This window comes from Psychrobacter glacincola (genome assembly GCF_965118485.1).
Taxonomy (GTDB): domain Bacteria; phylum Pseudomonadota; class Gammaproteobacteria; order Pseudomonadales; family Moraxellaceae; genus Psychrobacter; species Psychrobacter glacincola_D.
The window spans coordinates 49,381-63,775 of sequence record NZ_CBCPJH010000021.1 but is presented as its reverse complement, the minus strand read 5'-3'; the positions used below and the strand labels follow the sequence as shown (position 1 = coordinate 63,775).

The window sequence follows — 14,395 nt, the reverse complement described above, 5'->3', positions numbered from 1 at the left end:
TTGTTTAGTCTATTGTAGTAGCACTTATGAAATCAATAGTTATGAAAACAGCATAGCTATTTTAAAGGCCAAAATTTGAACATCTAAAGTGAGGAAATCTTTTCTGGATCTTGCTTTTACTTGTAATTTTATCCAAACCATTCTAGCTTTTTATCTTTAAAAAGCTATTATTTACATTAGCTGGATAAAATGTCGTCTTAAAACTTGCATTCTTATTAAAATCTTGTATAATTATCAGCCTTAACACCCATAGGCGATTGGCTCAATTGGTAGAGCATCGGTCTCCAAAACCGAGGGTTGTAGGTTCGAGTCCTACATCGCCTGCCATCTTCTTATCACATCTTTGTCATACCCCACCATCTCTGAAGTGAGTTCTTTATGAGCAATAATCAGGATAACCTCGATACTAAGTTATCTGATGCCAAGGCAATTGCTGGTGGAATGCTGTCTAAAGATAAGCACATCTCAGCGAGCAATACCTCTGCTGTTGAAGTTGCTAAGACAGGTTCAGTAAAAGATGTGATCTTGTGGTTATTTGCCGCAGTAGTTTTAATCAGTGCGACGCTAGTCAATCAATATTTACCCGGCTATTGGCAACCTGCCAACGACCTTTGGGTACGTATTGCGATTATCGTTGCCCTTATTGTTTTAGCGTTCGTCAGTTTGGCGCTTACTCATCAAGGTCGTGCTTTTAAGATTTTATTAAAAGATGCCTCTGTTGAGCTTCGCCGTGTGACATGGCCAGGCAAAGACGAGACCTTTCAGTATACATGGCAAACGATTGTCATGATTGCGGTTGTCGGTTTTCTTGTTTGGCTGCTAGATAACTTTTTTACTTGGTTCGTTGGCGTATTTATTGGTTAATGGCGCGTATTAGCGATTATTAATTTAGCATTTATGGCTAACGACTTACTTATAATGATCAGGAGCGTGATATGCGTTGGTATATTGTCCAAGCATTTTCAGGATATGAAAAGCAAGTACAGCGTTCATTAACTGATCGTATTAATCGTAGTGAATTCGCTGAGTTTTTTGGCGATGTGTTGGTGCCTACTGAAGAAGTCGTCGAAATGAAAGACGGCAAAAAGCGTAAGAGCGAGCGTAAGTTTTTTCCAGGTTACGTATTGATCCAGATGGAAATGAACGACAATACTTGGCATATCGTAAAAGATTGTCCACGTATTATGGGTTTCGTTGGCGGTACGCCAGAGACGCCTGCGCCGATTACCGAAATAGAGGCTGAGCGTATATTAAATCGTCTTAATCAGACTGAGGCTGACCCACGTCCTAAGACTCTATTTGAGCCGGGCGAAGAGTTGTTGGTTATCGATGGTCCATTTACTGACTTTAAAGGGTTGGTGGAAAAAGTAGATTATGAGAAGTCTAAACTACATTTGACCGTAAACGTATTTAATCGACCCACTCAGGTCGAGCTTGAATTTAGTAAAGTTGAGAAGCTAGACTAAAGTAGTAAAAAATTCATTAACCGGGGAGCTGTTAGTCAATTGCGTATATATATATACAACATTGATTTGGCGCTATTACCCATTTAGGAGAGAATCATGGCTAAGAAGATTGATGGTTACATCAAACTACAAGTCCCTGCAGGTAAAGCAAATCCTTCACCACCGATTGGTCCAGCATTGGGTCAAAAAGGCGTGAACATCATGGCGTTCTGTAAAGAATTTAACGCTGCGACCTCAAATCAAGAGCCGGGTCTACCGATTCCTACTGAGATCACTGTATACAGCGATAAATCTTTTACCTTCATCATGAAGTCACCACCAGCTGCGTATCTATTACGTAAGGCTGCTGGCATTGCTAAAGGTTCTGGTACGCCAAACACCGCTAAAGTCGGTAAAGTGACGCGTGAGCAATTAGAAGAAATCGTCAAAACTAAAGACGCTGATCTAACTGCTGCTGATCTTGATGCTGCAGTTCGTACTGTTGCTGGCACCGCCCGTTCAATGGGTATTACCGTGGAGGGTGTATAATGTCTAAGCTAACCAAACGTCAAAAAGAAATCAATAGCCGTATTGAGCACGAAAAACAATACACGATTGAAGAAGCGGTTCAAATCCTAAACGATTTACCACCTCTTAAATTCAAAGAGTCTATTGATATCGCAGTAAACTTGGGCGTTGACCCACGTAAATCTGATCAAGTGGTTCGTGGTGCAACTAACTTACCTGCAGGTACTGGTAAAACCAAACGCGTTGCTGTATTCGCTCAAGGCGCTGCTGCTGAAGCCGCTAAAGAAGCTGGTGCTGATATCGTTGGTTTTGAAGACCTAGCAGAATCAATCAAAGCCGGTAACATGGACTTTGATATCGTGATTGCTGCTCCTGATGCCATGCGTGTTGTTGGTCAACTAGGTACTATCCTAGGTCCACGTGGTCTAATGCCTAACCCTAAAGTTGGTACAGTTACGCCTAACGTTGCTGAAGCAGTTCTTAACGCTAAAGCGGGTCAAGCACAGTACCGTGTAGACAAAGCAGGTATTATCCACACGACTATCGGTCAAGTTGGTTTTACTGCTGAGCAAGTAATACAGAATGCTGAAGCACTGATTGCAGATTTAAGACGTGCTAAGCCTGCTAATTCTAAAGGTACTTTCATCAAGAAAATTACCTTGTCTAGCACCATGGGCCCTGGTCTAAGTATTGATCCAGTTCCATATCGCACAGCGAAATAATTAAACAGTTGCCTTTATTTGACGATTTCAAATAAAGGTAGCAAACATATTTTAAAGAATTAGGTCAGCGTAGCAAACGCTATGCTGTCTAAGACCGTAGGTAGAGAGCGGTTTAAGGTGATTGCAAATAACTCTTCTGAGTTGATGTTAATTATCATAAGCTGCTGTTGTTAATCGATGACAGATGAAAATCTTAATTGTCCTACGCAGACGGTGGCCCACCCAGTTGTTGATAAGAGCCGATAGAGTAGCACTTTTATTAGTAATTAATATAAGCACTAGGCTATCACTTGATGTCATTCTGATAACGGTGCCGTAATCAGTCGTTATGAGTAAATTTTATTTTTATAGAATTTATGAATAACGTGTCGTATCAAGTCAGTCTAAGCGGATGTTTTAACTGTTAAAGATTCAGGTTTTTAATTCATTAAACATTCAGCTGATTGATAAGATTAAAGGAGTCAACTTATGGCATTAACGCTAGAGCAAAAACAACAAGTTGTGGCTGAAGTGTCTGAAGTTGCTGCTAATGCTTACTCAGCAGTAGCTGCCGAATATCATGGTATTGGTGTTGCAAAGCTTACTAAGCTACGCGAACAAGCCCGTGAAAAAGGCGTCGTTTTGAAAGTGGTAAAAAATACCCTAGCAAAACGTGCGTTTGCAGGCACTAAGTTTGAGAGCATGTCAGACCGTATGACTGGTCCATTACTTTTGGCTTTCTCTATGGAAGATTTGGGATCTGCTGCTCGAGTCATTTTTGACTTCAGCAAAGATCACAAAGCTTTAGAGACCAAATTGGTATCAGTTGGTGGTGTTGTTTATGGTCCAGAAGAGCTAGAGCGCGTATCGAAGCTACCAACTCGCGACGAAGCACTCTCTATCTTGATGGCTACTATGAATGCACCAGTTACCAAGCTTGTTCAAACTATGAACGCTGTTCCTAGTAAGCTTGTTCGCACGGTAGCAGCAATCAAAGACGCAAAAGAAGCAGCATAACTGCTTGTTTTAACGTAACTTTGACATCGCCGATTGCACTTTATTGCCAACACTATTTGAAAATTTGGTAAGCAATCCAAGCGATTTTAAAATCAATTAATTTTTATCAGATAACGGAGAGTTCTCATGGCACTATCTAAAGATGACGTGTTAAACGCAATTGCTGAAATGTCAGTAATGGATATCGTTGAATTAATCAGCGCTATGGAAGAAAAGTTTGGCGTAACCGCTGCTGTTGCTGCTGCTGCACCTGCTGCTGCTGGTCCTGCTGCTGCTGCTGAAGAGCAATCAGAGTTTGACGTAGTTCTTGCCAGCTTTGGCGAGAAGAAAGTTGGCGTTATTAAAGCCGTACGTGAAGCTACTGGTCTTGGCTTGAAAGAAGCGAAAGATTTGGTTGAAAGCGCTCCAGCTTCAATCAAAGAAGGCGTAAACAAAGCTGAAGCTGAAGAGTTGAAAAAGAAACTTGAAGAAGCTGGTGCAACTGTTGAACTAAAATAAGCCTCGCTTATCTTAGTGTTGTACAAAAAAAGCTGGTAATGCCTTGCATTACTGGCTTTTTTTTATTATAATTCGTAGCTTGACCTTTTGTGTCTGCCAACATACGTATGCAACAACGCGGTGGATACCCATCAAAAGGACAGACGATATACATGCAAGCATACTTATTTATTATTGAAATCAGTTAATATAGGCTAAACGTCCATAGATGTTTGGCATTTTTTTGTGTCTGCATGCTTTTCTATTAACACTATATTTTACACTGATTCTGAACGTTATTACTCTTAGAGTTTATAGTTATCTAAATTTATAGTTATTCAAATTACCACTAATCTGAAAATTTTTGAACGACCCATTTAATATGTTTTACTGTCAGTATAGAGACTGTTAGACGGTAGATATCAACGACGATGTCGGTTTTGATGATTTGTAGTTTAGGTGGTATAGGTGACATATTACAAACACTATAATATTGAATTTTACGTCTTAAGTGGTCATATAGGCTGACTAAGATGATGATAGCAAGATTTTGTGAAGAGTACCAAGCAAGCACTGAGTGTTAAAGTAGTAATTGATATATTGATTTAACGCTTTAAAAAAGCAATGTTGCTTTAAAAAGATTACCTGTAAAAAGAACACCCGTTTTATATTATCGTTTACGCCGCTTAGTTTGCATAGTATTTATGCCCGCTGACCGCGCTTTTAATTTGTTTCCACGTTTACTGTAAGGACTCTCGATGGCATATTCTTATACTGAAAAAAAGCGTATTCGCAAAAGTTTTGCTGAATTGCCTACTGTGATGGACATTCCCTATTTACTGTCTATTCAAGTAGATTCTTATGAGCAATTTTTGCAAGAGCATAAAAAGCCAAAAGCTCGTGAGAATACTGGTTTGCAAGCTGCATACTCTTCTATTTTTCCAATTGAGAGTCACTCTGGTAATGCAGAGCTACAATTCGTTGAATATTATTTAGGTACGCCTGAATTTGATGAGCGTGAGTGTATCTTACGTGGTTCAACGTTTGCGGCTCCTATGCGCGTTAAAATTCGTCTAATCATTAAAGACAAAGATAGCAAAGATAAAGACAGCAAAGCTGCTATTAAAGATATCCGTGAGCAAAGCGTTTATATGGGCGAAATGCCTCTAATGACCGCTAACGGTACCTTTATTATTAATGGTACGGAACGTGTTATCGTCTCTCAGCTGCATCGTTCACCTGGCGTGTTCTTTGACCATGATAAAGGTAAGTCGCACTCAAGTGGTAAGGTGCTTTATAACGCCCGTATCATTCCTTACCGTGGTTCGTGGTTAGACTTTGAATTCGATGCGAAAGACTTGGTCTTTGCTCGTATTGATCGCCGTCGTAAACTATTAGCGTCTATTATTCTACGCGCTTTAGGCTTAAGCACTTCTGAGATCTTAGATTTATTCTTTGAAAAAGTAAAAGTCTACAAAGGCGAAGAGCAGTTTGAGATTGATCTGGTTGCTGATCGTTTACGTGGCGAGATGGCACAGTTTGATATCGTGACACCTGCAGGCGATGTGGTTGTTGAGCAGGGCAAACGTATTAATGCCCGCCGTATCCGTCAGCTTGAAGAAGCGGGCATGACGAAAATCTCTATTCCTGATGAATATTTATATGAGCGTATTTTAGCCGAAGATATCATCGTTAATGATGAAGTCATTGCTAAAGCCAATACGTTGATTGACCATGAATTATTGGTTAAATTAAGTGCGTTTGAAGCCAGTGAATCTATCAAAGAATTCAGCATTCTATTCACTAACGATATCGATCAAGGCAGTTATATTGCCGATACGCTACGCGCTGATAGCACCTCAAGCCGTGAAGAAGCCTTGATTGAGATTTATAAAGTCATGCGCCCAGGTGAGCCACCAACGGTTGAAACTGCTGAGAAACTTTTTGACAGCATGTTCTTTAACGCAGATCGTTATGACTTATCGAATGTCGGTCGTATGAAGTTTAACCGTCGTTTAGGTTTAGACTTTGTAGATAGCGATGATGCTGATATTCAGCGTGAACGTAGCGTATTGACCAATGCCGATATCGTTAACGTCCTAAAAGAGTTGATTGAGATTCGTAATGGTCGCGGCGAAGTCGATGACATTGACCATTTAGGTAACCGCCGTATTCGTTCAGTTGGCGAGATGGCAGAAAACCAATTCCGTGTTGGTCTAGTACGTGTTGAGCGTGCTGTTAAAGAGCGTTTATCATCGGCAGAATCTGATAACTTATCGCCACAAGATTTAATTAACTCAAAGCCTGTTGCGGCTGCGGTTAAAGAATTCTTTGGTTCAAGCCAGTTATCACAGTTTATGGATCAGAACAATCCATTGTCTGAAGTCACCCATAAACGCCGTGTGTCTGCATTAGGACCCGGTGGTCTTACCCGTGAACGTGCAGGCTTTGAAGTACGTGACGTACATGATACCCATTATGGTCGCGTATGTCCGATTGAGACTCCTGAAGGTCCAAACATTGGTTTGATTAACTCATTGGCGACCTTTGCTAAGACCAACAGCTTTGGCTTCTTAGAAACGCCTTATCGCCGTGTGGTTGACGGTAAAGTAACGGACGTTATTGAGTATCTCTCAGCGATTGAAGAAGTAGGTACGGTCATTGCACAGGCTGATTCACCAGTAACCGCCGATGGCGCGTTATCTGATGAGATGGTCAGCGTACGTAGCTATGGCGAATTTGTTCGTATGCCGCCAGAAAAAGTGACGCATATGGATGTGTCGCCAAGTCAGGTAGTATCGGTTGCAGCAGGACTTATTCCATTCCTAGAGCATGATGATGCTAACCGAGCGCTAATGGGCTCGAACATGCAACGTCAGGCTGTTCCTACGCTACGTGCTGATAAGCCGTTAGTCGGTACCGGTATGGAGCGTCACGTTGCGCGTGACTCTGGTGTTTGTGTCATTGCTAAGCGTGGCGGTGTGATCGAAGACGTTGATGCCTCACGTGTTGTTGTGCGTGTTAACGAAGCAGAGATGATCGCTGGTGAAGCTGGTATTGATATTTATAACTTAGTTAAATATACCCGTTCTAACCAAAATACTTGTATTAACCAACGTATTATCGTTAACCAAGGCGACGAAATTGCTGTAGGCGATATCTTAGCTGATGGTCCATCAACGGATCTTGGTGAGTTGGCATTAGGTCAGAACATCCGCATCGCATTTATGCCGTGGAATGGTTACAACTTTGAAGATTCAATCTTGCTATCTGAGAAAGTGGTGAAAGAAGATCGTTTTACTACGATTCATATTCAAGAATTGACCTGTGTGGCGCGTGATACCAAGCTCGGTACTGAAGAGATTACTGCTGATATTCCAAACGTTGGTGAAGCGGCTCTATCAAGTCTTGATGAAGCAGGTATCGTTTATATTGGTGCTGAAGTTGACGCTGGTGATATCTTAGTTGGTAAAGTGACGCCAAAAGGTGAGACGCAACTAACGCCAGAAGAGAAATTGCTCCGGGCTATCTTTGGTGAAAAAGCGGCTGATGTGAAAGACACCTCGTTACGTGTTCCAACATCAAGCAAAGGTACGGTTATTGACGTTCAGGTCTTTACCCGTGACGGCGTTGAAAAAGATGCACGTGCAAGAGCGATTGAAAAATCACAGCTTGATAGCTATCGTAAAGATTTAAAAGAAGAGCTACGTATTTTTGAAGAAGCCGCTCGTGGTCGTATTGGTAATCTTTTAGATGGTCAAAAAGTGAGTGGTGGTTCTGGTCTAAAAGCTGGTACGGTCATGGCATTGGCTGATATGAAAGATATGAGCCTTGAGACCTTGCTTGATATTCAGCCAGTTGAAGAAGAAATCTCTGAGCGTCTAACGCAAATCGCCGAGTACCTAGTTGATAAGCAAAAAGATATCGATGTGAAGTTTGCTGAGAAAAAACGCAAATTAACTGCTGGTGATGACTTACAACATGGCGTCCAAAAAATCGTTAAAGTATATCTAGCAGTTAAGCGTCGCATCCAGCCTGGTGATAAAATGGCTGGTCGCCACGGTAACAAAGGTGTGGTATCACGCATTATGCCAGTAGAAGACATGCCTTATGATGAGCATGGTAATACGGTTGATATTGTGTTGAATCCGCTTGGTGTCCCATCGCGTATGAATATCGGTCAGGTACTCGAGACGCATTTGGGTATGGCAGCAAAAGGCTTGGGTGAGAAAATTGATGGTATGCTTAAATCACAAGCAGCAATCAAAGACTTACGTGAGTTTTTAGACAAAATCTATAACCAAGTCGGCGGCGAACAAGTTGATCTTGATAGCTTGACTGATGATGACATCATGGCACTAGCAGATAACTTGCGTGCTGGTGTGCCAATGGGTACGGCAGTATTCGATGGTGCTCATGAGCATCAAGTTAAAGATTTACTTGAGCTTGCTGGTATGGATCGTGATGGTCAGCAAACATTATATGATGGTCGTACGGGTCAGAAGTTTGACCGTAAAGTAACAGTCGGCTACATGTATATGCTGAAACTGAACCATTTGGTCGATGACAAAATGCATGCACGTTCGACCGGTTCGTACTCGCTAGTCACGCAGCAGCCGCTAGGTGGTAAAGCTCAGTTTGGTGGTCAGCGCTTTGGTGAGATGGAAGTCTGGGCATTAGAAGCTTATGGCGCGACTTATACCTTGCAAGAGATGCTAACGGTAAAGTCGGATGACGTTGAAGGTCGTACGCGTATGTACAAAAACATCGTCGATGGTGAGCAATATATGGATCCAGGTATGCCTGAATCGTTTAACGTATTGACCAAAGAAATCAAATCACTGGGTATCAATATTGAGTTAAAACAAAGCAACTAAATCCGTTGTTTAACTTAGTTGTCGACTAAAGGCAGTATGCTCATTGCTGCTGCTTTTAGTGATTTGTCTCAACCCTATTCATTGCCTTCATTCATCGTAGCCGCGCCGCCATCATAATAGTGACAACGCTAGCAGATGATTATAAAGATAACGGAGAAGCAACTTGAAAGATTTACTCGATATCATGCAAAGCCCTACCGGCAACGGTAACCAAGAGTTTGATAGCATTCAAATTACCTTAGCATCGCCTGACGTGATCAAATCATGGTCACATGGTGAAGTTAAAAAACCTGAAACGATTAACTATCGTACGTTCAAGCCTGAACGTGATGGTCTTTTTTGTGCCAAAATCTTTGGTCCAGTAAAAGATTTCGAATGTTTATGTGGTAAATACAAACGCCGTAAGTTCCAAGGCGTTATTTGTGAAAAATGTGGCGTTGAAGTCACTACTGCCAAAGTCCGTCGTGACCGTATGGGTCATATTGACCTAGCCAGTCCTGTGGCGCATATTTGGTTCTTAAAATCATTACCAAGCCGCATCGGTCTATTGCTAGACATGACGCTTCGTGATATCGAACGCGTCCTATATTTTGAAAGCTATATCGTCACAGAACCTGGTCTGACTTCTTTAGAGAAGTACCAATTGCTTGATGATGAAGATTATTACAAAGCCCTTGAAGAGTTTGGTGATGAATTCGTTGCCAAGATGGGTGCAGAAGCCATTCAAGACTTATTAAAAGATATCGATTTAGACATCGAGATTGATGAGCTGCGTGAAGCAATTCCGCAAACTGGTTCGGAAACCAAGCTTAAAAAGATGTCTAAGCGTCTTAAATTATTAGAAGCATTCCGTGATTCTAATAACAAGCCTGAATGGATGGTCATGACCATCTTACCAGTACTGCCACCAGATTTACGTCCTCTAGTACCACTAGAAGGTGGTCGTTTTGCGACATCAGATCTAAACGATCTATATCGCCGTGTTATTAACCGTAACAACCGTTTAAAGCGCCTGCTTGAGCTTAGCGCTCCTGATATCATCGTACGTAACGAAAAACGTATGTTGCAAGAATCAGTAGATGCCTTGCTTGATAACGGTCGTCGCGGTCGTGCGATTACGGGTAGTAACAAGCGTCCATTGAAATCTTTGGCTGATATGATCAAAGGTAAGCAAGGTCGTTTCCGTCAAAACTTACTAGGTAAGCGTGTTGATTATTCTGGTCGTTCGGTGATCGTTGTTGGTCCAACCCTACGTCTACATCAGTGTGGTCTACCGAAGAAAATGGCACTTGAGTTATTCAAGCCATTTACTTATAACAAGCTATTGTCACATGGTTTGGCGACGACGATTAAAGCGGCCAAAAAGATGGTAGAGCGTGAAGAGCCACAAGTGTGGGACATGCTGGCCATGGTTATCCGTGAGCATCCAGTACTCCTTAACCGTGCGCCAACCCTTCACCGTTTAGGTCTACAAGCGTTTGAGCCAGTACTTATCGAAGGTAAAGCGATCCAGCTTCACCCTCTAGTTTGTACCGCATTCAACGCCGACTTTGATGGTGACCAAATGGCCGTCCACGTGCCATTGACCTTAGAGGCACAGCTTGAATCACGTGCGCTCATGATGTCGACCAACAATATCTTGTCACCTGCGAACGGTGAGCCAATTATCGTACCATCACAAGATGTGGTATTGGGCTTGTATTACATCAGCCGCTCGTCAGTCAATGCCAAAGGCGAGGGCATGATTTTTGCCACCGTCAATGAAGCATTGCGTGCGATTGGTTCAAACGATTTACACGTAAACGCTAAGATTAAAGTACGTGTGACTGAAACCCACGTCGACGAAGAAGGTAATGAGACTAAAGAAGTCAAGTTACAAGATACCGTTGCTGGTCGTCTACTTATCTGGAATATCATGCCTAAAGGTATGTCATTTGATGAGTGTAACGAAGAGATGACGAAGAAAAATATCTCTAAGTTGATCAACTCTTGCTACCGTAAAGTTGGTGTAAAAGAAAGTGTTATGTTTGCTGACCAATTGATGTATCTTGGTTTTGCACAAGCAACACTATCTGGCGTGTCTATTGGTATCGATGACATGGTTATTCCACCACTGAAAAAGCAAATCATCGAAGTCGCTGAAGCTGAAGTGCGCGAGATTGAAGACCAATTTGAGCAAGGCTTTGTCACCGCTGGTGAACGTTATAATAAAGTGGTCGATATCTGGTCACGTACCAATGATAAAGTCGCAAAAGCGATGATGGACAACTTAGCGACTGATAAAATTATCAACGCTAAAGGGGAAGAAGAAGAGCAGAAATCCTTTAACTCTATCTTTATCATGTCAGATTCTGGTGCTCGTGGTAGTGCCGCACAGATTCGTCAGTTAGCAGGTATGCGTGGTTTGATGGCAAAACCGGATGGCTCAATTATTGAGACGCCGATTAAAGCCAACTTCCGTGAAGGTTTGACGGTACTTCAGTACTTTATCTCAACGCATGGTGCGCGTAAAGGTCTTGCAGATACGGCGTTAAAAACCGCTAACTCAGGTTACTTGACGCGTCGTTTGGTTGACGTAGCACAAGATTTGGTTATCACTAGCAACGATTGTGGTACTGAGCAAGGCTTGCTCATGAAGCCACATATCCAAGGCGGCGAAATCATTGAAAAGTTAGGCGAGCTAGTACTAGGTCGTGTGACGGCACGTGATGTGACTTATAACGATAATGCTGAAAAAATCTTGATTCCTGCTGGAACCTTGATTGATGAGCATTGGGTTAAAGTGCTAGATAACAACGCCATCGATGATATTTGGGTACGTTCAGTGATTACCTGTGAAATCGAACATGGTGTTTGTGCACAGTGTTATGGTCGTGACCTCGCTCGTGGTCATCAAGTCAATATCGGCGAGTCTGTTGGTGTTATGGCAGCGCAATCTATCGGTGAACCTGGTACTCAGTTAACCATGCGTACCTTCCACGTTGGTGGCGCAGCCAGTTCTGCTTCTGTGGACAACAGCATCTCAGTCCGTAGTGCTGGTCAAGCGCATTTTGAAAACATGAAAACGGTACAGCATACCGATGGTCACTTGGTTATCGTATCGCGTTCCGCTGAAATTGCTTTGACTGATGAGCTTGGCCGTGAGCGTGAGCGTTATAAAGTACCTTATGGTTCAAGCGTGCTTGTGAAAGACGAAGAGCAGGTTGAAGGCGGTCAGACTATCGCTAAATGGGATCCGCACACGCATCCTATCATCACTGAATTTGCTGGTACCGCACGTTTTAGTGAAATCACTGATGGCTTGACGGCTACTGTAAAAGTTGATGACGCGACTGGTATGAGCTCGTTTGAGATTCTAGCCACTCGTGACCGTTCAAGTTCAGCAAAAGACTTACGTCCGGCGATTATCTTGAATACTGATGAAGGTAAAGAAGTGGTTTACTTCTTACCAGCTGAAACTATCATTCGCGTTGGAGATGGTGAAAAAGTAGCAGCAGGTTCTATCTTAGGCCGTGTACCACAAGCATCATCAGGTACCAAAGATATTACCGGTGGTCTACCACGTGTAGCCGATTTGTTCGAAGCACGTCGTCCAAAAGATCACGCTATCATGGCAGAGATGTCAGGTGTCGTGAGCTTCGGTAAAGAGACTAAAGGTAAAAACCGCTTCATTATCACTAATGAAGATGGCGAGATTCATGAAGAGCTGATTCCAAAATGGCGTCAAATCAACGTCTATGAAAACGAGACAGTTGCACGCGGCGAGGTTATCGCTGATGGTCCGCAAAACCCGCATGATATCTTACGTCTGAAAGGACAAACGGCGCTTGCTGACTATATCGTTAACGAAGTACAGGACGTTTATCGTTTGCAAGGCGTAAAAATCAACGATAAGCACATCGAAGTTATTATTCGTCAGATGTTGCGTAAAGTTGAGATTACCGATGGCGGCGATTCAAACCACTTTAAAGGTGATCAGGTAGAATACGCTGATATCAAAGCATTGAATGCTAAGCTTGAGGCGGAAGATAAATTCCCAGTCAAGTATGAGCGTCAATTACTAGGTATCACCAAAGCGAGTCTTGCTACTGAAAGCTTTATCTCAGCTGCATCGTTCCAGGAAACCACACGTGTCCTAACGGCCGCTGCGGTAACTGGTAAAGTCGATGAGCTACGTGGTCTGAAAGAAAACGTGGTCGTTGGTCGCTTGATTCCAGCTGGTACTGGTTTGGCTTATCATAAAGCTCGTAAAGAGAAAGCTGAGCAAAAACTACAAGATAAAGACTTAAATGCAGCGTTTGATATGTCAGCAACAACTGATGCGACAGACTTTGCAAGCTTTGATGAAGCATTTGCTCAAGAGTTGAATCAAGGTAATCATTAATTTAAATAACGTTTAGTTATTTGCATAAATAAAAAAGCCAGCCTAAGTCGCTGGCTTTTTTTACTTTAAAATTCCATCACAACAAGTTTTTTCTTAGGAAATGACAATATAAAATAGTACACTGCCATAACCGCATTACTTAAATAGTTACAGTATTCGAGTAAAGCTTTCATAAGCTATAGTCATTGATTACTGGCATTTATTATTGTTATCATCAGTATTAACCAAAAAGGATAGGCACATGGCAGATAAAACCCGCGTTGCCAAATACCAAGCTGACCGTACCAATCAAAAGCTGTATTTTTGCCGCTTGGCTTGTCAGGCAGCTGCAACTACCAATGACAAGCAACTGTATCAAGCACATTGCGAGACCGCTATTTTCCATTTATACGGTACGTTTTTAGCTTTTTTACAAGAGATTGGTTATTTTTATAATATAACGCTGGCGGCACCGACACTAACAGACATTGAAGCGGCACTCAGCGAACGTACCCAAGTATCGCCTGAAGTGCAGCGCCTACAGCAATTGCAGCAGCAAGGATTTTTAGCTGATGTTGAACACGCCTATCAACGTTGTCTATATGCTATGGTGTCTGAGCCTACACTGAATAATGCGACAGCCAACGATAAAACAGAATCGCCTGATTTGATTGTCAATGTTGTAACACTGTCCAACCAATGGTTACCAGATGATGAAACCATACGTCAATGGCGTCAGCAGTTTTTGGAGCTGATAGATCAGCTACGAGCTGGGATGGTAGAGTTTTAGTATTGATGCTTGAGACGATTTAATTACCGGTAATTTAGGAAGCGATGAGGTTTAAAGTGATGCTTTGAGTATCTATTCAGTAGATGTATCAGTAACCCTGTTATTAAAAGGAGTAGGGATCTAGCATTATAGTCAATTAAAAATATGCTCAACAAAAAAGGCTTGTTCAGTAGATACTGAACAAGCCTTTTTATATT

At 42.2% G+C, this 14,395-nt stretch carries 9 protein-coding genes and 1 tRNA gene; all 10 read left to right on the top strand.

Annotated elements, in window-relative coordinates; translation table 11 throughout:
• The first annotated feature begins 251 nt into the window (after positions 1-251).
• The 10 genes from ACMHKH_RS09285 (at position 252) to ACMHKH_RS09240 (ending at position 14,198) form a co-directional block, all read left to right on the top strand.
• Positions 252-327 (top strand) — tRNA-Trp (locus ACMHKH_RS09285).
• A gap of 51 nt (positions 328-378) precedes the next feature.
• Positions 379-864 (top strand): preprotein translocase subunit SecE, encoded by a 486-nt coding sequence (gene secE, locus ACMHKH_RS09280; RefSeq protein WP_413520354.1) that lies wholly within the window; start codon positions 379-381, stop codon positions 862-864.
• A 71-nt stretch (positions 865-935) separates the two neighbouring features.
• Positions 936-1,466, top strand: coding sequence for a transcription termination/antitermination protein NusG (gene nusG / locus ACMHKH_RS09275; protein WP_413520353.1), 531 nt, complete (start codon positions 936-938; stop codon positions 1,464-1,466).
• A gap of 96 nt (positions 1,467-1,562) precedes the next feature.
• On the top strand, positions 1,563-1,994 hold the full coding sequence (gene rplK / locus ACMHKH_RS09270; RefSeq protein ID WP_413520352.1) for a 50S ribosomal protein L11: 432 nt from the start codon (positions 1,563-1,565) through the stop codon (positions 1,992-1,994).
• Positions 1,994-2,695: a 50S ribosomal protein L1 gene (gene rplA, locus ACMHKH_RS09265; RefSeq protein WP_413520351.1), complete on the top strand. Its 702-nt coding sequence runs from the start codon at positions 1,994-1,996 to the stop codon at positions 2,693-2,695. The genes rplK and rplA overlap by 1 nt, the downstream gene beginning before the upstream one ends.
• A 468-nt stretch (positions 2,696-3,163) precedes the next feature.
• The gene (gene rplJ, locus ACMHKH_RS09260) at positions 3,164-3,691 is read left to right on the top strand and encodes a 50S ribosomal protein L10 (protein ID WP_413520350.1); all 528 of its coding nucleotides are present in this window, start codon (positions 3,164-3,166) and stop codon (positions 3,689-3,691) included.
• 126 nt (positions 3,692-3,817) lie between these two features.
• Positions 3,818-4,189 (top strand): 50S ribosomal protein L7/L12, encoded by a 372-nt coding sequence (gene rplL, locus ACMHKH_RS09255; RefSeq protein WP_325246737.1) that lies wholly within the window; start codon positions 3,818-3,820, stop codon positions 4,187-4,189.
• 737 nt (positions 4,190-4,926) lie between these two features.
• The gene (gene rpoB / locus ACMHKH_RS09250; RefSeq protein WP_413520349.1) at positions 4,927-9,045 is read left to right on the top strand and encodes a DNA-directed RNA polymerase subunit beta; all 4,119 of its coding nucleotides are present in this window, start codon (positions 4,927-4,929) and stop codon (positions 9,043-9,045) included.
• A 163-nt stretch (positions 9,046-9,208) separates the two neighbouring features.
• Complete coding sequence (gene rpoC / locus ACMHKH_RS09245; RefSeq protein ID WP_413520348.1) at positions 9,209-13,429, top strand: DNA-directed RNA polymerase subunit beta'; 4,221 nt, start codon at positions 9,209-9,211, stop codon at positions 13,427-13,429.
• Positions 13,430-13,670: 241 nt separating this feature from the next.
• Complete coding sequence (locus tag ACMHKH_RS09240) at positions 13,671-14,198, top strand: DUF6586 family protein (protein WP_413520347.1); 528 nt, start codon at positions 13,671-13,673, stop codon at positions 14,196-14,198.
• Positions 14,199-14,395: the final 197 nt, after the last annotated feature.